A 23,172-nucleotide genomic window follows, 5' to 3' on the forward strand; every position below is an offset into this window, starting at 1 on the left:
ACGCGGGAGCGAGCAACCAAGCGGGAGCGAGCAACCAAGCGGGAGCGAGCAACCAAGCGGGAGCGAGCAACCAAGCGGGAGCGAGCAACCAAGCGGGAGCGAGCAACCAAGCGGGACCGAGCAGCCGAGGGGTGGGCAGCCGGACGGGGTGGGGCGGGTCGAGCGGCCGATTCGGCTGGCGATCGTGGATGATGATCCGCTTGTGCGGGCGGGGTTGCGCATCCTGATGGGTGGGTCGCCCGACATCGAGGTGGTGGCGGAGGCGGGAGATGGGGCGGAGGCCGTCAACGTTGCCGGGGCGCACTGGCCTGAAGTGATGCTCATGGACATCCGCATGCCGCGCGTTGACGGGCTGGTTGCGACGCAGCGGATTCGGGGGCGGGTGGGGGCGCCGCAGGTGGTGGTGTTGACGACGTTCGACGCGGATGAATATGTGCTCGAGGCGCTGCGGGGCGGGGCGAGTGGGTTTCTGCTGAAGGACACGCCGCCGAGGGAGATCATCGAGGCGGTGCGGACCGTTGCCGGCGGCGGCGCGATCCTCTCCCCCACGGTCATCCGGCGGCTCATCGACCATGTCGCGGACCCGCATGCCGGGCCGCGGCGGGACAGGGCACGGGCGCGGCTCGCGGGGCTGACCGAGCGGGAGCGGGAGGTCGCGGCCGCGCTCGGGCGGGGGCTGACCAACGCGGAGATCGGCGCCGAGCTCGGTATGAGCGTGCCGACCGCGAAGGGGCACGTGTCGCGGCTGCTGTCGAAGCTGGAGCTGAACAACCGCGTGCAGGTGGCGCTGCTCGTTCATGATGCCGAGATTATGCCGTTCGGCACATGATGCGACCCCGCCGCCGAGGTGCCGGACCTGATGCGCCGACCGGTCGCCCGCGGCGGGGATCCGATCCGCCGGTGCTGGGGGGAACGGTGGGTCGGGGTGCGGGTCAGGCGGCGCCGAGGCAGACGAACGGGCCGGGGTGGTCCCTGGTGGCGGCGGCGAGGGCGGTCGCGGCGTCGGCGCCGGCGTGGATGTGGCGGTGGAACGCCGTCATCGTGGCCATGGCGGTGTCGTCGCCGACGCGGCTGGTGCTGGCGATGACCGTGGCGGTGCCGGTGGCGAGGAGGGCGGCGGCCATGCCGAGGGTCTCGTCGCCTGGGCGGACCTCGGACTGGCCGAGGTCGCAGGCGGACAGGACGACCATCGTCGGGGGTTTGGTCAGACGTTGGAGGTCGTAACCCATGAGCGGGCCGCCGGCCAGGTCGAGGGCGGAGAAGAGCGGGTTGTCGGGCTCGTGGTGGCCGTGCGCGGCGATGTGGGCGATGCCGGCGCCGTCCATGGCGGACAGTGCGGCGGCGGGGGTGGCGGCCGCGCCGGTGAGGACGGTCGCGGCGCGGTCCAGGGCGGCGATCGCGTGGATCTCAGCCTCGGCGCGGTCGTTCCCGGGCCCCGCGAGCAGCACCGTGGCGGAGGTGACGGCCACGCCGATCAGCGCCGCCGTGGCATGGGCAGCGGCCGAACCGGTCGCTGCCGCCGCGGCTGAAGCAGCGGCGGAGCCGGTCAGCGCCGCCGCGGGTGAGGCAGCAGCCGAGCCGGTCAGCACCGCCGCGGGTGAGGCAGCAGCGGAGCCGGTCAGCACCGCCGCGGGTGAGGCAGCAGCCGAACCGGTCAGCACCGCCGCGGCCGGGTCCAGGGCGGCGGTCGCATGCGGCGCTCCCGAAGCGGGGTCGTTGCCAGGCCCCGCAGACAGCGCCGAGCCGGTCAGCGCCGTCGCGGTCCGGTCCAGAGCGGCGATCGCATGGCTCTCCGCCGAGATGCGGTCGTTGCCAGGCATCGCGGCCGAGGTGACGGCCGAGACAGCCAGCACCGCCGCGGCAGATGCAGCGGCCGAGTCGGTCGGCACCCCCACCGCGTGGGCAGCGGACGAGTCGGACAGCGCCGCCGCCACATGGGCAGCGGACGAGTCGGACAGCGCCGCAGTGGCATGGGGAGTCGGCGAGCCGGCCGGCATCGTCGCGGCGTGGTGCAGAGCGGCGATCGCATGACGCGCTGCTGCGGCGCGGTCGGTGCCAAGGCCCGAAGTAGCCGGGAGGGGCAGGCGGGAGCGGGCGGCGAGCCACGTCGTCGCGGACAGAGTGACGGTGACGGGACGGCCGGTGCAGCCGGGCAGCATCCCCCACGGGACGGTCACCAGGGCGCCGGTCGGCACGACCACGAGGGCGCGGTCGGCGATGCGGTCGAGGACGGGGGTGAGCAGGATGCCGGCCAGGGTGGCGGCGTCGCCGGCGGTGGCGGTCGCCAGGGCGGCGGCCATCCTCGGGGGCAGGGACCGGCCCGCGGCGGCGTCGAGATCGGCGCGCAGGCGCAGCAGTGATTCAGCGGCCGCGGCGTAGGAGCCGAGCGGGACGACGGTCGCGTGGCCGTCCACAATGGTCAGTGCTAGCAGGCGCGGGCCGTCGCGGAGGTACGTGACCATCGCGGTGGTGCCCAGGGCGGCACGGACGGCGGTGAACGACGCGGGCCGGGTCGCCGTGCCGGGGCCGGAGACGGTCCAGGACTGCTCGCGGATCGTGCGCAGCAGGGCCGTCTCCCGGTGCCGCAGGTCGGACAGTGTGCGGCCGGGACGGTCCCGGGTGGCGGGGCGGACGCTGCCGTCCAGCTCCGCCTGGCGGAGGACGGCGCGGACCTGGCGCAGCTCCTCCAGGGCGGCGGCCGCGGCCGGGTCGGTGGGCGGGCGGACCGGCGGCAGGAGCATCGCCTGGGCGCGGGCGAGCTCGGACCAGCGGTAGATGTCGCGTGGCGTGCCGTCGCGGACCGCCGCCGCCAGACCCGCGGCGGCCAGGTCGCGGCCGTGTGCGGAGGCGCCCGTCTGCAGGTCGAGGCAGCCGAACCGGGCGCGGTGCCGCTGCAGCTCCCGGAGTCCGGCTTCCCGGTGCCGGGCGGCGGCGGTCGCGTCGAGCAGTTCGCTGCGGGTGAGGTGCCACAGCAGCCGCGTGTCGAGGCGGCTGGATCGTGGCGGCCGCGGTGGGAGGGTCCCTGATGACCTGGCCGCGACGAGGCGGGCGACGGTCGCGTCCTCCCGCAGGCCCAGGTCGTCCAATGTGGACGCGAGGGCCGTCGCGCGGTCGGTGAGGGCGGGGCGGCCCGCGGCCTGCTCGGCGCGCAGGACCAGCAGCAGCGACAGCGCGGCCCAGCGGTGGTTGTCGCGACGCAGAAACGCGGCCCTCGCAACGGTCGCCAGGTCGCGGGCGGCGGCCGGGTCGCCGCGCAGGAGGGCGGCCTCGGCGCGGGCGAGCTGCGCCTCCGCGTAGTCCTGGCCGGTCCGCCGCCGCCGGAACTGCGCGACGGCCCAGACCAGCTCCTGCTCGGCGTCGCGGAAGAGCCCGGCGGCCGTGAGCGCCCGCGCCCTGTCCAGTGCGAGGATCGGCAGCATGCCGGGTTTGCTCAGCTGGTACCGCGGAGCCACCTCCCGGTAGACGGCGAGCGCGGCGGGGATGTTGCCGTTGAGGTGGTCGAGGTAGCCGAGGCTGTGCCTGGCCATCGGGATGATGCGGTCGAAGCCGGCCCGCTCGGCGACTCGGACGGCGCGCTGGAAGTCGTTGCGGGCCGCCCGCATCCGGGCCAGTCCCATGTGGACGTTGCCGCGGTTGTACAGGGCGCGGGCGAGCGCCTCCGGTTCGCCGCCGGACCGCAGGGCGGCGACGGCCGCGTCGAACTGCCGCAGCGCCTCCTCGTCGCGGCCGAGGCGGCTGAGGACGACGCCGCGCTGGCCGTACACGGCGCCGCGGCCGTCCGGTGGCAGCAGCGCCTCCGCCTCGTCGAGCAGGCGCAGGCCGGCGTCGACGCGACCCTGGTCGACCTCCGCGTAGCCGAGCGTCGCGAGCAGCCGCGCCCGGACGGTCGCGGCGCCGGCCTGGTCAGCCGCGGGGAGCCGGTCGAGCAGGCGCAGGCCCTCCCGGAGCAGCTTGGAACCCTGGACGGGACGCATGTCGGCGGTAACCCGCTGCCCCCGGTCGTGCAGCGCCGCGGCCCGCTCCACGACGACGGCCGGCCCCCCACGGCCACGCGCCGCCGGCAAAGCAGCCGGACGCACGGCCGGCACAGCAGCCGGCACAACAGCCGGCACAACAGCCGGCACAACAGGCGGAACAGCAGCCAGCGAAGCAGCGGCGGGCCGCGGCGCGTCTGCCGTGCTCACAGGGCGAGCGCGGGGGTCACGACGGTCGGGCCGGACGGCGGTTGGACGACCAGTTGCGCCAGGCCGCGCGGGACGTTGTCGAAGACGAACCGGCCGTCGGCCCCCGCGTGGACGGCGCTGTCGGGGTGGGCGGCGACCCGCAGCTCGACCCGCAGCGGGCCGGGCGGGGCCAGCCAGCCGTCGAGGCGGACCCGGCCGTCGGCCCGCTCGACGACCGAGATCATCACGGTGAGGCTGGCGGAGTCGAACGTGATGGTGCGGCTGTGCTCGCTGGCCCGGGCGCCGGAGCCGGTCAGGACCTCGCGCTCCAGCCAGGCCATCTCCGTGTCGACGGCGTCGACCTCGAGGGCGAACATGACACGGTCGTCGAGCCCGGCCGGTGGCGGGTCGGTGCGGTCGAGGGCGCCGGCGAGCAGGCGCAGGAGGGTCAGTTCGTCCATGTCGGGTCCCAGGCGGCGTCGGCGAGGAGGAGGTCGCGCAGCTTGTTCAGGCAGCGGCCGCGGGTCGGGCCGATCGAGCCGCGCGGCATCAGCAGCGCCTCGCCGACCTCGGTGTAGTCGGGGCGGTGGACGGTGGCGACGATGCGCAGCAGCCGCCGGCAGCGCTCCGGCAGCTCCGCGAAGTGCCGCAGCAGGACCCGGTCCCGCTGGTCCGTGAGAACCTGGTCGACCGGCCCGGGTGCCGGGTCCTCCAGCTCGACGAGCGCGTCGGGGTCGCCGGCGGGCCTGCCGTGCAGGCGCTGGCGGGCCCGCCACGCGCCGTGCCGGGTCGTCGACACGAGCCAGCCGGTCAGCGACTGCGGTGAGCGGATGCCGTCCAGATGGCGCAGCAACGCCAGCCACGTCGCCTGCACCACGTCCTCGGCCTCGTCGGGCGGCAGGCCGGCGGCCCTCGCCACGTGCCACAGCGTCGGGTTCAGCTCGACGACGACCTCCCTGAGGGCCTCCCGGTCGCCGCCGCGGGCGCGCTCCAGGCAGCCGGCGAGTCGCGTGTACCGGTCGGCCTGCGCCTCCTCCACGTGGGTGTTCATAAGGCGGCCAGCTCGCCGGCGTGCAGCGCGCAGGCGAAGGACGTGCCGCTCCACCGGGCCCAGCCGCGGAAGGCATCCGGGTCGACGCCGACGCCCGCCGAGCCGCGGACCGGCGGCTGCTCGTCGCCGTCCCACACCGGCATCAGGCTGATCAGCGCCGATCCCGGCCGGCGGACCTGCACCCAGTCGCCGTGGTTGCTGTAGTAGGCGTCGCTGCCGTCCGGGTTCAGCGCGCCGACCGTGACCACCGGGACGTCCGGCGTGCCGGCGACCGAGAGCGCCGTGAACGCGCCCGGGAAGGTCGGCACCGGTGAGCCGTCGTTGCCCGCGGGCACCACGACCGGCACGCCCGCCCCGCCGAGCGCGCCGAGCACCGCCCGCAGCCAGCCGAGCACGAGGGCGTCGTCGGGCAGGTTGGCGGTGACGGTGATGGGGCAGCACACCACGTCGACGAACGTGGGGTCGGCGGTCCGCTGCTCGTGCAGCCAGCCGAACGCGTTGATGAGCTGGTCGATGTGGGTCGTGCCGTCGTCGTCGACCACGGGGACGGACAGGATCCGCGCGTCCGGGGCGACCTGGCGGATCAGCCCGGCGGAGAACGTGCCGTGCCCGAAGCACTTCGGCATGCTGCGGAAGGACGCGGTCTCCGGCGGCCGGAGCCGGGCCGGGCCGCGCTGCCATCCGTACTGGCCGGCGTCGGCCCAGACACCGTCCGGGCCCGGGTCCGGGTCGCCGAGCCACGGTGCGGGCCGGCCGGGCGCGTGCGGGTCCACCGCGGTGTCCAGCAGCGCGACCACGGGCCGCCGGCCGCCCGGCAGCGCCGACAGCGGGCGGCGGGCCGGCGGCGGCAGGGACGCGGTGACCGGGATCCGGCCCAGCGGCCCGCCGACGAGCGCGGCCAGCTCGGGCAGCGGCCCCGTCTGCCGGACCGCGCCGGGCTTCGGCCCCGGGTTGTCGAACCCGAACGACCCCACGGCCAGGACCGGACCGGGCCACGGCGATGGCCCGGTCCGGAGCTTCAGCAGCGCCAGTACGTCACTGACGGACAGCACGGGCTCGTCCGGCAGCGACAGCTCGGGCCGCCGGACCACCAGCGCCGTCACGACGGGGCGCGTGGCCGGTCCGTCCTCCGGCTCCACCCGCCACCCGGAGCCGAGGTCGGCGAGGCGCGCGTTGCACCAGGCGACCGTCTCGGCGACGTCCGCGCCGGACGCGACGAGCAGCGGCGGGTCGCTGTGGTGCGGCTCGGGCAGCCCCGCCAGCCGGTACCAGTGCCCGGCGCCTTCAAGGTTGAACGGCATCGCGACCTCCGTGACTCGTCCTTCCGACGACAAGAGACCGCGGGGGGCCGCTCAGATACATGCGACCCTCATCCGGGCTACAGCCGGAACTGGCCGACCAGCTGGCGCAGGTCCTGGGACATCTGGGCCAGGCCGGCGGCGGCGCTCTGCGCCTCGGCGACACCGCGGGTGGTGGTGGCCGCGGCGGTGGCGACGCCGGAGATGCTGCCGGCGATCCTGTCCGCGCCGGTGGCCGCCTCCGCGACCGAGCGGCTCATCTCCGCGGTCGTCGCCGACTGCTCCTCGACGGCGGAGGCGATCGTCGCCTGGTACTGGTTGATCTCCTCGACGACGTCGCCCATCCTGCGGATCGCGTCGGCCGCGGCGGCGGTGTCGGCCTGGATCGCGGTGACGCGCTGGTGGATGTCCCCGGTCGCCTTCGCGGTCTCCTGCGCGAGCTCCTTGACCTCGTTGGCGACGACGGCGAAGCCCTTGCCCGACTCGCCGGCCCGGGCGGCCTCGATGGTCGCGTTGAGCGCGAGCAGGTTCGTCTGCTCGGCGATCGACGTGATCAGCTTCAGCACCGAGCCGATCTCGTCGGACGAGGCGGCGAGCTGGTCGACCTTGTCGTTCGCGGCGGCGGCCTCGCGGACCGCGCCGCTGGCGACCCCGGCGGCGTTCGCGGCGTTGCGGGCGATCTCCTGGATCGAGGCGCCCATCTCCTCCGCGCCGGCGGCGATCGCGTTGACGTGCCGCGACACCTCGCCCGAGGCGTCCGACGCGCCGTGCATCTCCCGGCTGGACGTCTCGGCCGCGCCCGAGATGCCGTCGCTGACCTGCGACAGGCTCTGCGACGCCGCGGCGAGCGTGTCGGAGCTGGTGCTGACCTCCCGGATCGACCGGCTGATGCTGTCCAGCGCGGCGTCCAGGTGCGCGGCCATCTGCCCGATCTCGTCCCGGCCCTTGATCTGGGCCCGGTGGGTGAGGTCGCCCTTGGCGAGCGCCTCGAGCACCGCCCTGACCCGGCGGACCGGCCCGCCGATGGCCCGGATGACCGGCACCGACAGCAGCAGCAGGAACACCACCCCGATCAGGATCACGCCGACCGTCGCCCACCGGGCCGTGGTCTGCGCCGCGACCATCGTGGCGCGTTCCTCCTTCACGTGCGCGTCGATGCTGTCCTGCAGCGCGCCGAGCTTGTCGTCGACCGCGTGGTTGCGCTCGGCGATCTCCGGTTCCCGCGCCTGCACCGAGGCCTGGTCCTTCTGGGCGTCCCGGACGAACGTGCCGATGAAGTCGTTGAACTTGATGGCGTCGGCCTTGATGTCCTCGACGGCCGCCCGTACATCGGCCGGCAACGACAACGCGTCCAGCTCGGCGAGGGTGTCGGTGACCGAGGCCTGGTCGCCGGGCAGGTCCTCGATGATCGGTGCGACGTCCTTCTCCGCGAGCGCCCGGTACGCGTCGACCTTGAGCTCCGCCTCGCGCGTGTCCAGGTGGTGCATGAGCCCGCTGGCCTCCTGCAGGTCCCGGACGATCTCGGCCTGCTCGGCGAGCGTCACCTGCGCGACGATCCCGACGCCGCCGGTGGTCGCCGAGATGACGACGCCGGCGGCGCACAGCACCCCGATCTTCTGCACGATGCCGAGGTCGGCGAACATGCCCATCTGGTCCCCCATCACACCGACGCCACGGGCGCACCACCCGATCCACCCGATACATCGGCGTTGCGGGCCGGTTGCTGAGTAAGATTCGCCCGGTCGCGCGACGGCCGCGGATCGGGGGCGATGGTGGACGACGAGATCGTGGCGGCCTGGGGGCGGATCGAGGCGGCGCTGGGGCGGGTGTTGCCGGCGGCGCTGGAGCTGCTGCCCGGACCGGCGGACGGCGCCGCGGTCGAGGCCGTCGAGGCGGCGTTACAGAAAGCGCTGCCGGAGGACTTCAAGGCGAGCCTGCTCGTCCACAATGGAACGACCTGGGGGATGCCCAGCCCGATGCCGCTGTACCAGCTGTACGGCACGGACGACCTCGTCGGGCGGACCCGCGAGTGGTGGGACTGCGCGGATCCCGACCCGGAGCTCGACGAGCCCGGCGCCTGGGCGCACCACATCGACGAGGGCTCGCTGCACCTGCGCGGGGCGGTGCGGCCGGTCGTCGGCGGGGAGCGCACCGTCCTCATCGGCGACCTGAACGGGGACGTGCTGTGGTACCTCGACCTGGACCCCGCGCCCGGGGGCACGGTCGGGCAGGTGGTGCGGGTCGACGTCGAGTGCGCCATGTGGGACGTCCTCGCCCCGTCGTGGCGGCAGCTGCTGCTCGACTACGCCGCCGAGCTGGAGCGCGACGCCGCGGGCGAGCCGACGACCCTCGACATCGACGCGCGGACCGGGCCGACGTGCGACTGGGGCGTCAAGGACCGGATCAAGGGGCACCGGCCCGCATGGCTGCGGGACGTCGCGGCGCGGGAGCCGTACGCGTGACAGGGAGCGGCGATACCTTCTGCGTCGACGCGTCGGGCCAGGTGCACGGGGTGTTCCCGCCGGGCGCGCACGTGTTCCCCGTCGGCGCGGCCGAGGTCGTGGCGCTCGACGCCGCCGTGCGGGAGGCGCTGGCGCAGCGGTGGGTCGTCACCGGCGGGTCGGTCGAGCCGGGCCCGTCCCGGACCGGGATGCTCGAGCGGTACGTCCGCGAGCGGCTGCCGGGCCTCCTCGACGCGCTGCTGGAGCGGCGGACCGTCGGGCCCGCGACGCTCGCGCGGGCGGTGGCACGGGTCGAGGCGTTCGAGGAGCTCGGAGCGCCCGAACGGGTCGTCGCGGCGGCGCGCGCGTTCGCGCTGGAGGTCGCCGCGGAAGGCTGGCGCCCGGTCGTCGACCTGGACCTGCTGCTGCCCGACCCGGCCGAGGTGGCCGCCGCCATGGACGACGACGCGACCCTGGCGGTCGCCGACCTGTCGCCGATCGTCCTGCTGGCGGCGCTGTGCGCGGTCGGCCCGGCCCACGCGGTACCGGCGGAGGACCCGGCGCTGCGATGGCACCGGCTCGGCGGCGAGGCCCCCGACATCCCCCACGAAAGGGCCGTGGGACTGGCGGTGTACGACGAGTGCGTCGAGCGGCTCGACTACGCGCTGACCCCCGACGGCGGGGCGCTGCTGGCGGTCACGTTGCCGACAGAGTGAGCGCGGACGCGGACCCGGGCCGGTGAGATGATCACGTGACAGTCTTCGCCATCGCCCAGATCTCCGTCCACGACCGGCCGCGGTACGAGCGGTACGTCGCCCGGTTCATGCCCGTCCTCAAGCAGTACGGCGGCCGGCTCCTCGCCGCCGACGAGCGGGCGACCGTCGTCGAGGGCGCGTGGCCGCACGACAAGCTGATCCTGATGGCGTTCGAGGACCGGGCCGCGTTCGAGCGGTGGGCGGGCTCGCCGGAGTACCAGGAGATCTCCAAGGACCGGGTCGCCGCCACCGAGGGCGTGGTGCTCCTGGTCAACGGCGTGCCGGGCGCCTGAGCGCGGGTCCGGTCAGCCAGGACCCACGGGCCCGGGTCCGACCGCACCCGCCAGGGAACCTGGTCACGCCGCACGCAGGGCAGTACGCGCGAATCTGAGGAAGTCTCATTCGCGGCGGGTGTCTCGTCCTAACGTGGAAGCGTGGCTCTGCGTAATCTGAGTGTGAACGTCAGGATTGTCGCGGCTGTACTGGTCGCGGTGCTGGTGGCTCTGGTCAACGGGGTGCTGGCGGTGTCGGCCCTCGGCGGCGCGAGCGACGCCGCGCAGCAGATCTACCGGGAGAACGTGGCGCGTACGAGCGCGGTCGGCATGATCCGGCTGGCGGCGGCGCAGACCCGGGTCGACCTGGCCAACCATGCGATCTCGCACGGGGACCCGACCAACCAGAAACAGTACGAGCAGGACTTCACCAACGACGTCGACAAGTTCGCCGCGGCGCTGACGGCGTACCGGGCCAGCGGGCCGGCGGGCGACACGGCGACCATCGACGAGCTGAAGACGAGCTGGGACAAGTTCGTCCAGATCGGCCAGACGGTCCAGCTGCCGAACGGCGTGAAGGGCGACATGGCGGCGTGGCTGGACGTGCGGAACACCCAGGTGGCGCCGGTGTTCGCGATCATCAACAAGGACCTGGACACGCTGGAGAGCGCGGAGGCGGGCGCGGCGGCGGCCTCCGCGAAGGCGGCCCGCGACTCCTACGAGTCGAACCGGACGATGGCGATCGTGCTGCTCAGCATCGGGATGGTCGGCGCGCTCGCGCTCGGGTTGTTCGTGGCGCGCGGCATCGTACGGTCGCTGCAGCGGGTGAAGGCGGTCTGTGAGGGGCTCGCCGAAGGGGACCTGACCCGCACGACGGGGCTGACGTCGCGGGACGAGCCGGGGCAGATGGGCCGGGCGCTGGACACGGCGACGGCGCGGCTACGGCAGACGGTGTCGACGATCGACGGGTCCGCGGGCCGGCTCGCCGGGGCGTCGGAGCGGATGTCGGGCGTGGCGACGAGGATCGCCTCGTCGGCGGCGCAGACCTCGGCGCAGGCGCAGACGGTCGCCGCGGCCGCGGAGGAGGTGTCGCGCAGCGTCGACACCGTGTCGGCGGGCAGCGAGGAGATGGGCGCGTCGATCCGCGAGATCGCGCAGAACGCCAGCGAGGCCGCCCGCGTCGCCAACGAGGCCGTGCAGATCACCGAGCAGACGTCCGCGACGATGAGCCGGCTCGGCGACTCGTCCGCGGAGATCGGCAACGTCATCAAGGTCATCACGTCGATCGCCGAGCAGACGAACCTCCTGGCCCTGAACGCGACGATCGAGGCGGCCCGCGCGGGCGAGGCCGGCAAGGGCTTCGCGGTCGTCGCCTCGGAGGTCAAGGACCTGGCGCAGGAGACGGCCCGGGCCACGGAGGACATCTCCCGGCGCGTGCAGGCGATCCAGGACGACACCAGCGGGGCGGTCGCCGCGATCGAGCAGGTGTCGGCGGTCATCGCGCGGATCAGCGACTTCCAGACCACGATCGCGTCGGCCGTGGAGGAGCAGACCGCGACCACGTCGGAAATGAGCCGCAGCGTGACGGAGGCGGCCGCCGGCACCGGCGAGATCGCCCAGAACATCACGGGTGTCGCCGAGGCGGCCCGGCTGACCAGCACCGGCGTGACCGAGTCGGAGCAGGCGACCGTCGACCTGGCCCGCATGTCCGGCGAGCTGACGGACCTGGTCCACACGTTCCGCTATTGACGCCGGTCACCGGCCCGGGACTGGCGCGCGCTCGACCTCCCGGGCCATGGCGCGCAGCGCCCGGCGGAACCCGACCCTGCCGGCCGCCGTCACGATGAACGGGAACCGCCTGGTGAGCGCGTGCGGCATCACCGTCACGTCCTCGTGCCAGACGACCAGGCTGCGGCCGCCGGGCAGCGGGATCACGTCGAAGGCCGCCGTGCCGTGGATCACCCGGCCGGACTTGTCGACGTCGCACCGGCCGGGCTCGTCGCCGGGCTCGTCACCGGCCGGCGGGCGCCACACGGCCACGGTCATCGGGTCGTCGAACCCGACCCGGCCGATGCCGGAGCGCGCGACGAACGTGGCGCCGATCCCGTCGGGGCGCGGCGTCACGACCCGCACCGACGTCAGCGGCGCCCAGTCGCCGTGCCTGGGCCAGTCGACGAGCGCCGCCCACACCCGCCCGGCGGGCGCGGCGACGTCGAGGGTGACGCTGAAGCGTGCCATGTCCCCATTGTCCGTCGCCGGATGCACCCGCCGGCGTTCGCGGTGGCTACCGTCCGGCAATCCGCGCCGCCCACACTCGGACGCATGGTGGTCATCAGCAGCTGGAGCGTGCAGGACCCCCCGCAGTCCCGGGCCGAGGTGGCGCGGGAGCTGGTCGCGGTGTGGTTCGTGCACGCGCGCCGCTCGCTCCGCCTGATCCTCAAGGGCTGCTGACGCTCCCCTTCGCTGCCGAGGGCGTTCCGGTGCCGCCGGGGTGGGTGTTGTACCGGTCGGCGCGGTCCTGACCGGACAGGGCACCGATCGCGGCCATGATCTCGTCGGTGACGGCGCGGCGGGCCCGGGGGTCGCCGGGCAGCCCGGTGCAGTGCAGCGGCTCGCCGAAGCGCACGGTGATCCGCGTCCGGCGGGGCAGCGCACCGGTGCCCGCCAGCGCGACCGGGACGACGGGCGCACCCGAGGTGAGGGCCAGCCACGCGACGCCGGTGCGGCCACGGTACAGGCGGCCGTCCCGCGACCTGCTGCCCTCCGGGTAGATGCCGAAGGCGCCGCCGCCCGCGAGGACCTCCACGGCCGCGTCGAGCGCGCCCTGCGCGGCCCGGCCGTCGCCACGGCGGACCGGGACCGCCCCGGTGGCGCGGAACCACCAGCGGCGCAGCCGGCCGCGCTCGAAGTACTCGGCCTTCGCGAGGAACACGACGCGGCGCGGGACGACCAGCGGGATGACGACGCTGTCGTAGAACGACAGGTGGTTGGCCGCGACGATGACCGCGCCGCGCTCCGGCACGAGGTGGAGCCCTTCGACGCGTGGGCGGTACATGAGCGAGAACAGCAGCCGGAGGAGTCGCATCGGCAGAGAATAGCGTCCGAACGGTCGGACGCTATAGTGGTGTGATGAGTCCCCGTCGAACTCTCGCCGAGGCCCGCCTGACGCGGGCCGGCATCATCCGGCACGGCGTCGACGTCGCCTCCGTCGAGGGCCTCGAAGGGCTCACGATCGGCCGGCTCGCCACCGACCTCGGCATGAGCAAGTCCGGCGTCCTCGGCCACTTCGGCGACAAGGAGTCCCTGCAGCTCGCCGTCGTCGAGCTGGCCGCCGACGAGTTCTGGCGCGACGTGTGGGAGCCCGTGGCCGCGACCCCGGCCGGGCTGCCACGGCTGCGCGCCGTCGCGGGGTCCTGGCTGCGCTACCTGACCGGCGACCGGCCGCCGGGCGGCTGCTTCTTCATGGCGGCCGGCCCGGAGTTCGACGACCGGCCGGGCCCGGTCCGCGACGCGATCGCCGGCGCCGCCGACCGCTGGCACCGCGAGCTGCTGCACCAGGCGCGCCAGGCGGACGGCGAGGTGGCTCGGGATCCCGAGCAGGTGGTCTTCGAGCTGACCGGCATCATGCTGGCGCTGCACGCCGCGCACCGCCTGCGCCGCGACCCGTCCGCCCCGGCCCGCGCGGCGCGTGCGGTGGCGCGGCTGCTGGACCTCCGGGACTAGGCCAGCACGAGCAGGTCGAGCGCGTCGACGACCGGGCCGGGCTCGGTCTCCGCGAACCGCCGCAGGCGGGCCAGGCCCGCCGCGTAGGCCTCGTCGCTGATCAGCTTCAGCGGGGTGTGCGCGTCGCGGCGCAGGGCCTGTGCCGCCTCCCGCCACGACGGCGCCGTGGTCTGCGGGACCCGTTCGAGGGCGACGGTGCGGAAGCCGTCCCGGAACGCCGCCTCGACGTCCGCCACGCTCGGGTACGTGTCCAGCACCTCGGCGGCCTCCGGGAAGCACCGCACCAGCGCGAGCCCGTCGTGCCGGCCGGCGAAGACGGACCGGATCAGCAGCGGCGCGCCCGGGCGCAGGACCCGCCGCAGCTCCCGCGCCGCGGCCGCCAGGTCGGGCACGTGATGGATCACCGTCGACACCCAGACCGCGTCGACGGTCCTGTCCCCGACCGGCAGCTGGGCGGCGTGCCCTTCGACCACCGGCCGGTGCAGCGACCGGGCCCGCATCGCCGCCGACGGGTCCACCGCCAGGACCTCGACGCCGGGGAACCACTGCGTGAACGCCCGCGCCCAGCTGCCCGTGCCGGATCCGAGGTCCAGCAGCCGCTGCCCCGGCCGTGGCGAGACGTGCCGCCCGACCGCCTCCCGCCACGCGTCCAGGCTCGCCTCGCTCAGGTGCCGGTTCGCCTCGAACGCCGCCGCTTCCCTGTCGTCGTACGCGATCCGCCCCATCCGCCGAGCCAACCGCCCACCGGCCCGGGATTCAAGGGAACGTGCATCGATTCACAGCACTGCGGCGATGCCGCGGTTGCTGTTAGCGTGCCTGGCATGCTGCCCCGGTTCCTGGTGTTCGACCTCTTCCACACGCTGGTCGACGGCGCCGACGGCGAGCGCGACCGGGTCGTCGGCGAGATGGCCGAGATGGTGGGGGTCGACCCGTCGGCGCTGCGGCAGGCGTACCGCGACACCTGGGACGAGCGGCTCACCCGCTGGAGCGTCGAGGAGACGATCCACATCCTGGCGGGCCGGCTCGGCGTCACCCCCGCCGAGGACGCCGTCGCCCGTGCCGCCGCGCACCGCCGGGCCCTCGCGCGGCGGGTCCTGGACGCCGCCGGCCCGGCGACCCTCGAGGCCCTGGACGCGCTGCGGGCCGGAGGAGCGCGCCTGGCGCTGGTGAGCAACGCCACCTCGGAGGCCGCCGAGGCCTGGCCGGCGTGCGTGCTCGCGCCCCGCTTCGACGTCGCCGTCTTCTCCAGCGTCCTCGGCGTCGGCAAGCCCGACCCGCGCATCTACCTGGCCGCCGCCGCCGCGCTCGGCGCCGATCCGGCCGACTGCGTGTACGTCGGCGACGGCGCGGACGGTGAGCTGGCCGGCGCCGCCGCGGTCGGCATGCGCGTGGTGCGCACCGTCGAGCACAAGGACACCGACCCCACCTGGCCCGGCCCGGTCATCAGGACCCTCCGCGACCTCGCGGACTGCCCCGTGTAGCGGGGCCGGGCGCCCTACTCGAGGCCGGCGAGGTGGTGCTCGACGCTGGCGACCTTCTTGTCGAGGGCGCCGGTCACGCCCTCGCGCCAGTCGACCTTGATGACGGTGGAGGTGCGGGGGGACTTGGCGTGGACCGCCTCGACCGCGGCCTTGACGACGGCCATCACCTCGTCCCAGGTCTCGCCCTCGACGGCGGTGAACATGGCGTCGGTCCGGTTGGGCAGGCCCGATGCCCGCACGACCCGGACGGCCTCCGCGACGAGGGCACCGACCTCCTCACCCGAGCCGAGCGGGGTGACACTGAACGCGACGAGCACCGACATGCGGCCACCCTACCCAGCCCCGGTCAACACATTCGCAGGAAGCGGTCCAGGACGCGGGTGCCGAAGAGGAGGCCGTCGACCGGGACACGCTCGTCGATGCCGTGGAAGAGCGCGGTGAAGTCGAGGTCCGGCGGCAGGCGGAGCGGGGCGAAGCCGAGGTTGCGGATGCCGAGGCGCTGGAAGGACTTCGCGTCGGTGCCGGCCGACAGCATGTACGGCAGCAGGCGCGCGTCAGGGTCCTCGGCGACCAGCGCGGCGGTCATCGCGTCGACCAGCGTGCCGTCGAACGTGGTCTGCACGGGCGGCATGCTCTTCCACTCGCGGCTGACACCGGGCCCGACGACGGCGTCGACCTCGCTCAGGAACGCCTCCTCGCGGCCCGGCAGCATCCGGCAGTCGAAGATGGCGGACGCGGTCGACGGGACCACGTTGTCCTTGTAACCGGCGGTGAACATGGTGACGTTCGCGGTGTCCCGCAGTGACGCGCCGATCATGCGGGCGACGGACCCGAGCCGGCCGAGCACGGCCGCCGGGTCATCCTCGGAGAAGGGGACGCCGGTCAGCTCGCTCACCCCGGCGAGGAAGTCGCGCACCGGCGGGGTCAGCACCAGCGGGAACTCGTGCGCGTCGAGCCGGGCGACCGCGGCGGCGAGCCGGGAGACCGCGTTGTCGGTGTGCAGCAGCGAGCCGTGCCCGGGGGTGCCGCGGGTGGACAGCCTGAGCCAGCCGACGCCCTTCTCCGCGGTTTCGACGAGGTACGCACGGACCCCGTCGGCCACGGTGAGGGAGAAGCCGCCGACCTCGCTGACCGCCTCCGTCACCCCGTCGAACAGGTCGGGGCGGTGGGTGACGAGCCAACCGGCGCCGTGCACCCCGCCGGCCTCCTCGTCGGCGAGGTACGCGAAGACGATGTCCCGCGGCGGGACCACCCCGTCGCGGCGGAACCGGCGGGCCACGGCGAGGCTCATCGCCGCCAGGTGCTTCATGTCGACGGCGCCGCGGCCCCACACGTACCCGCCGGACACCTCGCCGGAGAACGGGTGCACCGACCACTCGGAGGCGTCCGCCGGCACGACGTCGAGGTGGCTGTGCACCATGAGCGCGCCGCGGGACGGGTCGCTGCCGGGCAGGCGGGCGAAGACGTTGCCGCGGCCCGGCGCGCCCGACTCGACGTACGTCGTCTCGTAGCCCACGTCCTCGAGCCGCTCCGCCACGTACTCGGCGGCGAGCCGCTCACCGCCGGTGCCGTCCGGCGACCCGGTGTTGGTGGTGTCGAACCGGATCAGCTCACTCGCCAGGGCAACAACCTCGTCCACCCGCAGGACGGTAGCGCTTCGGCGGCCCGGCGGACGACTTGAGGGTTTCCCGCGAACACGACCCGCCGGTCGGACGCGGGTCGGTCAGACCGTGTCGGGTGAGCGGGCGGAACGCGACTCCCGCCGGTGACAGGACCACTCCGGGGCGGTGATCGTGGACGCGACCGCCGAAGCGATTGGAGCGCGCACCTTGGTGACTCGCAGACGAACCATGCTGGCCCTGACGGCCGGCGCGCTGGCCCTGCCGGTCGCGTTGACGGCCGGCGCCGCCGCGACGCCGGCCGCCGCGACCGGGGGCTGGTCCAGCTCCTGGGCCTCGACGGCCGACACCAGCTCCCCGGCGACCACCCTCGCCCAGGTGCGCACCATCATCGGCGCCGACACCGGCGCGGCCGCGGCGCTGACCGGCAAGGGCGTCGGCGTCGCGCTCATCGACACCGGCGTCGCGCCCGTGCCGGGCCTGCCGGCGGCGCAGGTCGTCAACGGCCCCGACCTGTCGTTCGAGTCGCAGGCGGCGAACCTGCGCTACCTCGACACCTACGGGCACGGCACCCACATGGCCGGCATCATCGTCGGCGACGACACCGCGTCGGGGACGAAGGGCCTCGCGCCGCAGGCGAAGCTCACCTCGATCAAGATCGGCACGGCCCGGGGCGCGGTCGACGTGACCCAGATGATCGCCGCCGTCGACTGGGTCGTGAAGCACCGCAACGACGACCCCGCCAACCCGATCCGCGTCATCAACCTGTCCTACGGCTCCGGCGGCAACCCGCCGAACTGGACCGACCCGCTGCAGTTCGCGGTGGAGAAGGCGTGGCAGGCGGGCATCGTGGTCGTCGCCGCCGCCGGCAACAACGGCAACGGCACCACCAAGCTCACCAACCCCGCCATGGACGAGTGGGTCCTCGCCGTCGGGGCGACCACGACGAACGGTACCGACGCGACCAAGGACGACACGCTCGCCACGTTCACGAACCTGTCCACCGGCGGCAACCAGGTCGACCTGCTGGCGCCGGGCACCTCGATCGCGTCGCTGCGCGACCCCGGCTCCAACATCGACAACACCTACCCGTCCGCGCGCGTCGGCACCACCCTGTTCAAGGGCAGCGGCACCTCGCAGGCGACCGCGGTCGTCTCCGCGGCGGCGGCCCTCGTGCTGCAGTACAAGCCGTCCGCCACCCCCGACCAGGTGAAGGAGTGGCTGATCAAGGGCGGCACCTTCCTGCCGACCGGCAAGGCCGGCACCATGGGCCTGCTGGAGCTCAACGTCAACGGCGCGCTCGCCCGCACCGGCACCGCCGTCGCGAAGCCGACGTGGAACACGTCCAGCGGCAACGGCACGTTCGAGCTGTCCCGCGGCACCAGCCACGTCGTCCTCGACAACACCCCGCTGTCCGGCGAACGCTCCGTCTGGGGCGCCCTGGCCGCACCGCAGTGGGCCGCGAAGGCCGCCACCCAGTCCTCCTGGTCCGGCGGCACGTGGATGGGCTTCAAGATCGCCGGTGACGGCTGGACCGGCACGTCGTGGGCGTCGAAGACGTGGGCCCCGGCGACCTGGGCCGTGACCCCGTGGGCGACCGGCGCGACGTGGACCGATCCCGCGTGGACCGGCCGCACGTGGTCGGGCCGCACCTGGTCCGCGGGCACCTGGTCGGGCCGCACCTGGTCCAGCGACGACTGGTCGGCGACCAGCTGGTCCTAGGTGTGATCCAGGTCACCATTGCGGAGCCAACCTCCAGTGGCGTCGTGCGTCTATCGCTGCGAAAGCTGTACCTCGTCCACTGGAGTGCCGCGATGCCCCTGAAGGTCCGTTCCGCTGTTTACGTCGTGTGCGCGGCCGCCGTCGCCACGATCGGCGCCGTGTCCGCCGTCGCGTTCGCCGACGACGCCCCGCCGCCACCGGCCGTGGTGCCGTCGCCGGTGCCGTCGTCGGTGGAGCCGTCGGTGGCGCCGTCGGTCGTGCCGTCGCCGGCCCTGCCGGTGCCGTCGGTCGTGCCGTCGCCGGCGTCGGCTTCGGCCCTGCCGTCGCCGGTGCCGCGGTCATCGTCGGTCGTGCCGTCACCGGCCCTGCCGTCACCCGTGCCGTCGCCCGTGCCGCGGTCGTCGTCGGTCGTGCCGTCGCCGGTGCCGCTCCGGTGACCCCGGCCCGCCTCCGCGGTATCGTCGCGTGCCCGTCCCCTGACCTGCGAGCACCATGACGCTGACGTTCCGCCTGCCCTGGCCGCTGCTGCGCGTGCTGCGCTCGGTGCTGTCCGGCGCGGCCACCTCCCGGGGCACCCCGCCCCGGGAGGGCCCGCCGGCGATCAACGAGCTGTACCACGCGCGGCGGCTCAGCCTGGTGCGGCTGGCCGTCCTCATGGTCGACGACCTGCCCACCGCCGAGGACGTCGTCCAGGACGTGTTCGCCGCGCTGTACCAGCGGCACGGGGCGGACCTGCGCGCGATCGCCGACCCGCACGCGTACCTCACCGCGGGCGTGATGAACGCGTCACGGTCGGTCCTGCGCCGGCGCCGCAGCGCCCGCGCCTACGTGCCACCGCCGGCGTCACCCGCGCCGGCCGCCGAGGACGAGGCCCTGCTGCCGGGGGAGGACCAGGAGCTGCTCGCGGCCCTGGCCCGACTGACCGTCCGGCAGCGCCAGGTGGTGGTCCTGCGGTACTGGTCGGAGCTGTCCGAGCGGGAGATCGCCGAGGCCCTGCACGTGTCCCGCGGCACCGTGAAGTCGACCGCCAACCGTGCCTTGACGATCCTGCGCGACGCCCTGTCGGAGGCCCGACGATGAACGCCGACCTCGAACAGCGCCTGCGCTCCGCACTCGCCGCCCAGGCAACCCGGGTCACCCCGGACCGCCTGCGACCGGCGCTCCCCCCGACCGCGCTTCCGTCGCGCAGCCCGGCGCCCATGCTCCTGCGACGAGCCGCCTGGGCCGCCGCGACGCTGTTGCTGGTGGCCGTCGCGGTCATCACGCTCCGGCCGACCGGCCCAGCACCGCAGCACCCGACCGTGGTGCCGCCATCGCCGTCCGGTTCGTCCAACCCGCCGTCGCCGTCGTCCCCGTCGTCCCCGTCGTCGTCGCCATCGCCGTCGCCTGCGCGATCGCTTTCGCACTCGCTTTCGCCGAGCCCCGGCGCGCCCTCCGGCGACCGCGTCGCACCGTCCCAGGGTGACGTGGTCGCGTCGCCGGTCATCCGTTCGTCAGCGCCGTAGCGGACCGGCTCAGTCCCGGTGGATGGTGGTGTACTGGCTGAGCACGGTCGCTCCCGCACACACCCAGAACACCACCTCCCACCGCTGGAACAGCGCCACCATCGCCGCCACGAACAGCAGCCCCGGCGCCAGCTTTCCTGCGCGACCACCCCACCGACCCATCCCGCCGAATCCTACCGGCACGATAGGCATTACGTCTACGACTGCGCTGTTCCGCTGGTGTACTCGCGGACGCGCTCCTCGCAGTCGTCGGCGGCCTCGACGAGGAACTCCGCCGCGCCGGCGGCGCCGAGGAGCCCGGCCAGGTAGTCGCCGCGCGCGTACGAGTGGGTGGTCTCCTCCCACAGGAACCGCAGCGTCGGCACGGCCTCCGCGGCCCCGAGCCGCCCGAGCCCGCGCGCGGGCGTCTCGGCACCGCACCACTCCCGCTGCTCGGCCATCGCGGTCAGGTCCGCGAGGAGCGCGGGGACGTCCTGCGCGGTGCCGTGCTCGGCGAGGACCCTCACGCCCTGCCCGGCGAGGTCCGGATCGTCGCTCGCCGCCCAGCCGCGCGCCCGGTCGAGCGCCCCGGCACCGAGCCGGTCCAGCACCGCCCACAGCCCCGGCACTCCGCCGGCCACGTTGCGCATCGCGGGGTTCTCGGCCAGATCGAGCAGCACAGGATCGCCGCGCCGGCCGAGCTCCCGCATCGCCTGCGTGCGGGCGGCCGGGCCGTCCGCCTCGACCAGCGCCATCAGCCGCGCGTCCGGCAGTTCCCGCAGTGGCCACCAGGCGCCGCCGCCGCCCGAACGTGGACTCTCGGCGTCGAGCAGTGCCCGGATCCGGGGTTCGCCCGCGGCCCACGCCGACCACGGCCCGTCGTCGATCTCGACGTGGAACCGCAGCTCGTCGTCGTCGGCGCGGGCGAGCACGGCCGGCGCGAGACCCTCGCACATCGCGTCGCCGCCCTCCTCCCACATGGCGTCGAGCGCCCTCGACCAGTACCGGCCCTCGACGACATACGCACGAAGCGCCTGCAGCGCGCGGGGGTCGCCGTCGCGGGCGAGGCCGGCCAGGACGTCGGCGGCCAGCCCGATGCGGCAATCGTCTTCGTCGGTCTCCGCGACCGGCGCCAGGAGGTGCGCGGCGATCGGGGCGCTGTCCAGCCGCAGCGCGCGGGCCAGGCGCAGCAGGTACCAGCTGCGCTCCTCGGTCGAACGGTCATCGCGCGGGTCGTCGACACAGCACCCGTAGACCGCCTCGACCGCCTCCGCGCCACCGTCGGACAGCGCGCGGCGCAGGCCGAGGCCACGGCCGCGGCGGAGCTGGCCCGTGAGTGTGTGTGCATCCACACCGCGCATGATGAAGGCGCTCATCGAGCACTTCAACAGCCTTTTCATCCGGCCGCCGGTGGCGCAGCGGCTCAGGTTCAGCGCACTGTCGCGGCGCGGGCCGATGCGGCTGACCGCGCTGACGGCGACGGAGCAGCTCACCCAGCCCGCCCTCGCCCGCATCATCGCGCTGGAAGCGCCATGAACCTGCCGACCTACGCCGCACCTTCCGCGGGTAGCTTCGGCAGCGGCCAGCTACCCGGGGTGAAGTCACACCAGGTGCCGTCGAACGGAAAGCGCCCCGCCTCGACCGCCGCGGCGACCCGCTCGCCCTCGGCGCGGATCGCCGCGGCCTGCTCGGCGCTCCAGAAGCCGGGCCGGCCGATGCAGTCGGTGAACTCGTCCTCGTCCTTCCACCGCCAGCGCCGGTCCGGGGCGACGTCGATGTCGAGGTGGTGGTCGACGACGTCGATCCCGCCGCCGCGGCGGACCGCCGGGGACTCCAGGTTGACGTACCAGCCGGCGAACTCACCGCCGGCGAAGAACCACCACACCGAGTGCGCGGCGCCGGGCGGGTGCAGCAACAGGACGTCGTAGCCGCGCCACGTCCGGGTCGCGAGCGGCGCCGCGCCGTAGGCCTCCACGGTCGGCGCGGCCCGCAGCGGCCGTCCGTCCGCGTCGACCCGGCATGCGAACTCGGCGCCCTCGGGCAGCCACAGCAGCAGGCCACGGTCGTCGTCGGCGACGAGCCTGGTCGCCTTCGCCCACACCAGGTGAGGTCCGCGGAAGTACCGCCGGACGAAGTCAGCCACCGGCCGATCCTAGAATGCCTGGTATGGCACGGGTACTGGTGACAGGGTCGACGGACGGGATCGGGCTGGAGACCGCGGAGCAGCTGCTGCGGCTCGGGCATGACGTGGTGCTGCACGCGCGCAGCGCGGAGCGGGCCGCGGCGGCCGGGCTGCCGGGTGTGCCGGTGGTCGTGGGGGACCTCGCGTCGCTGGCGGAGACGAAGGCGCTCGGGCGGGACGCCGGGCAGTTCGACGTGGTCGTGCACAACGCGGGCATCGGCGGGCAGGACGAGCGGCGCACCACCGGCGACGGGCTGGAGCGGACGTTCCAGGTGAACGTGCTCGCGCCGTACGTGCTGACCGCGCTCATGCCCAAACCGACGCGGCTGGTCTACCTCACCTCGGGCCTGGAGTCGGTCGGGATCGCCGACCTCGACGACCTGCAGTACGAGCGCAAACCCTGGCACGGCATGCAGGCCTACAGCGACTCGAAGCTGCACGACGTGGCGCTCGCGTTCGCCGTCGCGCGGCTGTGGCCGCGGGTGCGCAGCAACGCCGTCGACCCGGGCTGGATCCGCACGAAGCTCGGCGGCCCCAGCGCCACCGACGGCCTGCCGGAGGGCGCCGAGACCCAGGTCTGGCTGGCGACCTCCGACGACCCGGCGGCGACGGTCACCGCCCGCTACTTCAAGCGCCGCACCGACCTGAAGGCCAACCCCGCCGCGTACGACCGCTCCGTCCAGGACGCCCTCCTCGCCGCCTGCGCGTCCCTGTCGGGCGTCGAGCTCCCTGAATGACCCTGAATGACCCTGGGTGACCCTGGAGAGTGACCCTGAATGACCGCGAAACCGGACCTCGACTCGCTGCCGAAGATCGGCGCGCCGGCAACCCGGGCGCTGCACGACGCCGGCTACACGTCGCTGCGTGACGTGGCCGGTGTCCCCCGTGTGCGGCTGGCCGGGTTGCACGGCGTCGGACCGAAGGCCCTGCGGCTCCTGCAGGAGGCCCTGCAGGAGCACGGGCTCAGCCTCGGCTGAGCGG

The 23,172-nt window shown here is 74.5% G+C and carries 27 protein-coding genes; 14 read left to right on the forward strand and 13 right to left on the reverse strand.

The genetic code is table 11. The features are described from left to right. Positions 1 to 148 precede the first annotated feature (148 nt). Complete coding sequence (locus tag ABZ321_RS27475) at positions 149 to 829, forward strand: response regulator transcription factor (protein ID WP_354896290.1); 681 nt, start codon at positions 149 to 151, stop codon at positions 827 to 829. Positions 830 to 932: 103 nt separating this feature from the next. On the opposite strand, the gene ABZ321_RS27480 is transcribed toward ABZ321_RS27475, so the two are convergent. The 5 genes from ABZ321_RS27480 to ABZ321_RS27500 form a co-directional block, all read right to left on the reverse strand. Next, positions 933 to 4,079 carry a CHAT domain-containing protein gene (locus ABZ321_RS27480; protein ID WP_354896293.1) on the reverse strand — a complete coding sequence of 1,049 codons (3,147 nt, stop codon included), beginning with the start codon at positions 4,077 to 4,079 and terminating at the stop codon, positions 933 to 935. A 101-nt stretch (positions 4,080 to 4,180) separates the two neighbouring features. Then, complete coding sequence (locus tag ABZ321_RS27485; RefSeq protein ID WP_344499450.1) at positions 4,181 to 4,624, reverse strand: hypothetical protein; 444 nt, start codon at positions 4,622 to 4,624, stop codon at positions 4,181 to 4,183. After that, positions 4,612 to 5,214, reverse strand: coding sequence for a sigma-70 family RNA polymerase sigma factor (locus ABZ321_RS27490; RefSeq protein ID WP_344499449.1), 603 nt, complete (start codon positions 5,212 to 5,214; stop codon positions 4,612 to 4,614). Before ABZ321_RS27490 ends, ABZ321_RS27485 begins: the two co-directional genes overlap by 13 nt. Next, positions 5,211 to 6,515 carry a S8 family serine peptidase gene (locus ABZ321_RS27495; RefSeq protein ID WP_354896298.1) on the reverse strand — a complete coding sequence of 435 codons (1,305 nt, stop codon included), beginning with the start codon at positions 6,513 to 6,515 and terminating at the stop codon, positions 5,211 to 5,213. The genes ABZ321_RS27490 and ABZ321_RS27495 overlap by 4 nt, the downstream gene beginning before the upstream one ends. Positions 6,516 to 6,592: 77 nt before the next feature. Next, a complete protein-coding gene (locus ABZ321_RS27500) occupies positions 6,593 to 8,173 on the reverse strand; it encodes a methyl-accepting chemotaxis protein (protein WP_354896300.1) in 1,581 nt (526 codons plus the stop codon). Positions 8,174 to 8,281: 108 nt separating this feature from the next. Here ABZ321_RS27500 and ABZ321_RS27505 point away from each other — a divergent pair, with 108 nt between their 5' ends. From ABZ321_RS27505 to ABZ321_RS27520, 4 genes are all read left to right on the forward strand, one after another. Then, a complete protein-coding gene (locus ABZ321_RS27505; RefSeq protein ID WP_344499443.1) occupies positions 8,282 to 8,974 on the forward strand; it encodes an SMI1/KNR4 family protein in 693 nt (230 codons plus the stop codon). Beyond that, positions 8,971 to 9,669 carry a hypothetical protein gene (locus ABZ321_RS27510; protein WP_354896302.1) on the forward strand — a complete coding sequence of 233 codons (699 nt, stop codon included), beginning with the start codon at positions 8,971 to 8,973 and terminating at the stop codon, positions 9,667 to 9,669. Before ABZ321_RS27505 ends, ABZ321_RS27510 begins: the two co-directional genes overlap by 4 nt. A 35-nt stretch (positions 9,670 to 9,704) precedes the next feature. Continuing rightward, positions 9,705 to 10,001, forward strand: coding sequence for a DUF1330 domain-containing protein (locus ABZ321_RS27515; protein WP_354896305.1), 297 nt, complete (start codon positions 9,705 to 9,707; stop codon positions 9,999 to 10,001). Positions 10,002 to 10,142: 141 nt separating this feature from the next. After that, positions 10,143 to 11,729 (forward strand): methyl-accepting chemotaxis protein, encoded by a 1,587-nt coding sequence (locus tag ABZ321_RS27520; protein ID WP_344499437.1) that lies wholly within the window; start codon positions 10,143 to 10,145, stop codon positions 11,727 to 11,729. A 6-nt stretch (positions 11,730 to 11,735) separates the two neighbouring features. On the opposite strand, the gene ABZ321_RS27525 is transcribed toward ABZ321_RS27520, so the two are convergent. Further along, on the reverse strand, positions 11,736 to 12,218 hold the full coding sequence (locus ABZ321_RS27525; RefSeq protein WP_354896308.1) for an SRPBCC family protein: 483 nt from the start codon (positions 12,216 to 12,218) through the stop codon (positions 11,736 to 11,738). An 84-nt stretch (positions 12,219 to 12,302) separates the two neighbouring features. On the opposite strand from ABZ321_RS27525, the gene ABZ321_RS27530 reads away from it, so the two are divergent. Continuing rightward, on the forward strand, positions 12,303 to 12,431 hold the full coding sequence (locus tag ABZ321_RS27530; protein WP_344499434.1) for a hypothetical protein: 129 nt from the start codon (positions 12,303 to 12,305) through the stop codon (positions 12,429 to 12,431). Here the strand turns inward: ABZ321_RS27530 and ABZ321_RS27535 are convergent. Next, complete coding sequence (locus ABZ321_RS27535; protein WP_354896311.1) at positions 12,418 to 13,065, reverse strand: lysophospholipid acyltransferase family protein; 648 nt, start codon at positions 13,063 to 13,065, stop codon at positions 12,418 to 12,420. The genes ABZ321_RS27530 and ABZ321_RS27535 overlap by 14 nt on opposite strands. A 44-nt stretch (positions 13,066 to 13,109) precedes the next feature. On the opposite strand from ABZ321_RS27535, the gene ABZ321_RS27540 reads away from it, so the two are divergent. Then, entirely contained in the window at positions 13,110 to 13,703 is a 594-nt protein-coding gene (locus tag ABZ321_RS27540) for a TetR/AcrR family transcriptional regulator (protein ID WP_354896313.1), read from the forward strand. Here the strand turns inward: ABZ321_RS27540 and ABZ321_RS27545 are convergent. Continuing rightward, complete coding sequence (locus ABZ321_RS27545; protein ID WP_354896315.1) at positions 13,700 to 14,428, reverse strand: methyltransferase domain-containing protein; 729 nt, start codon at positions 14,426 to 14,428, stop codon at positions 13,700 to 13,702. The two genes, ABZ321_RS27540 and ABZ321_RS27545, sit on opposite strands and share 4 nt — an antisense overlap. A gap of 96 nt (positions 14,429 to 14,524) precedes the next feature. Between ABZ321_RS27545 and ABZ321_RS27550 the strand changes: the two genes are divergently transcribed. Next, positions 14,525 to 15,184, forward strand: coding sequence for an HAD family hydrolase (locus ABZ321_RS27550; RefSeq protein WP_354896318.1), 660 nt, complete (start codon positions 14,525 to 14,527; stop codon positions 15,182 to 15,184). Positions 15,185 to 15,198: 14 nt separating this feature from the next. Here the strand turns inward: ABZ321_RS27550 and ABZ321_RS27555 are convergent, their stop codons facing one another. Next, complete coding sequence (locus tag ABZ321_RS27555) at positions 15,199 to 15,507, reverse strand: MTH1187 family thiamine-binding protein (protein WP_344499424.1); 309 nt, start codon at positions 15,505 to 15,507, stop codon at positions 15,199 to 15,201. Positions 15,508 to 15,530: 23 nt separating this feature from the next. Further along, positions 15,531 to 16,829 (reverse strand): M20/M25/M40 family metallo-hydrolase, encoded by a 1,299-nt coding sequence (locus tag ABZ321_RS27560; protein ID WP_344500704.1) that lies wholly within the window; start codon positions 16,827 to 16,829, stop codon positions 15,531 to 15,533. A 187-nt stretch (positions 16,830 to 17,016) separates the two neighbouring features. On the opposite strand from ABZ321_RS27560, the gene ABZ321_RS27565 reads away from it, so the two are divergent. From ABZ321_RS27565 to ABZ321_RS27575, 3 genes are all read left to right on the forward strand, one after another. Continuing rightward, positions 17,017 to 18,525: a S8 family serine peptidase gene (locus tag ABZ321_RS27565; protein ID WP_354896321.1), complete on the forward strand. Its 1,509-nt coding sequence runs from the start codon at positions 17,017 to 17,019 to the stop codon at positions 18,523 to 18,525. 92 nt (positions 18,526 to 18,617) lie between these two features. Further along, on the forward strand, positions 18,618 to 18,962 hold the full coding sequence (locus tag ABZ321_RS27570) for a hypothetical protein (protein WP_354896324.1): 345 nt from the start codon (positions 18,618 to 18,620) through the stop codon (positions 18,960 to 18,962). A 55-nt stretch (positions 18,963 to 19,017) separates the two neighbouring features. After that, positions 19,018 to 19,605, forward strand: coding sequence for a sigma-70 family RNA polymerase sigma factor (locus ABZ321_RS27575; protein ID WP_344499418.1), 588 nt, complete (start codon positions 19,018 to 19,020; stop codon positions 19,603 to 19,605). A 434-nt stretch (positions 19,606 to 20,039) separates the two neighbouring features. On the opposite strand, the gene ABZ321_RS27580 is transcribed toward ABZ321_RS27575, so the two are convergent. Further along, entirely contained in the window at positions 20,040 to 20,192 is a 153-nt protein-coding gene (locus tag ABZ321_RS27580; RefSeq protein WP_354896327.1) for a hypothetical protein, read from the reverse strand. A gap of 35 nt (positions 20,193 to 20,227) precedes the next feature. Then, positions 20,228 to 21,361, reverse strand: a complete 1,134-nt coding sequence (locus ABZ321_RS27585) for a hypothetical protein (protein ID WP_354896330.1) — start codon at positions 21,359 to 21,361, stop codon at positions 20,228 to 20,230. Positions 21,362 to 21,371: 10 nt separating this feature from the next. On the opposite strand from ABZ321_RS27585, the gene ABZ321_RS27590 reads away from it, so the two are divergent. Continuing rightward, positions 21,372 to 21,545, forward strand: coding sequence for a hypothetical protein (locus ABZ321_RS27590; RefSeq protein ID WP_344499410.1), 174 nt, complete (start codon positions 21,372 to 21,374; stop codon positions 21,543 to 21,545). Positions 21,546 to 21,555: 10 nt separating this feature from the next. Here ABZ321_RS27590 and ABZ321_RS27595 read toward each other — a convergent pair whose 3' ends face one another. Beyond that, on the reverse strand, positions 21,556 to 22,152 hold the full coding sequence (locus ABZ321_RS27595; RefSeq protein WP_354896333.1) for a DUF402 domain-containing protein: 597 nt from the start codon (positions 22,150 to 22,152) through the stop codon (positions 21,556 to 21,558). A 23-nt stretch (positions 22,153 to 22,175) separates the two neighbouring features. Here ABZ321_RS27595 and ABZ321_RS27600 point away from each other — a divergent pair, with 23 nt between their 5' ends. Together ABZ321_RS27600 and ABZ321_RS27605 are read left to right on the forward strand one after the other, a co-directional pair. Continuing rightward, positions 22,176 to 22,928, forward strand: a complete 753-nt coding sequence (locus ABZ321_RS27600; RefSeq protein ID WP_354896336.1) for an SDR family NAD(P)-dependent oxidoreductase — start codon at positions 22,176 to 22,178, stop codon at positions 22,926 to 22,928. Between the two features lie 39 nt (positions 22,929 to 22,967). Then, positions 22,968 to 23,168 carry a helix-hairpin-helix domain-containing protein gene (locus tag ABZ321_RS27605; RefSeq protein WP_344499404.1) on the forward strand — a complete coding sequence of 67 codons (201 nt, stop codon included), beginning with the start codon at positions 22,968 to 22,970 and terminating at the stop codon, positions 23,166 to 23,168. Positions 23,169 to 23,172: the final 4 nt, after the last annotated feature.

Source organism: Dactylosporangium sp. NPDC006015 (genome assembly GCF_040614215.1).
In the GTDB taxonomy this organism is placed as follows: domain Bacteria; phylum Actinomycetota; class Actinomycetes; order Mycobacteriales; family Micromonosporaceae; genus Dactylosporangium; species Dactylosporangium maewongense.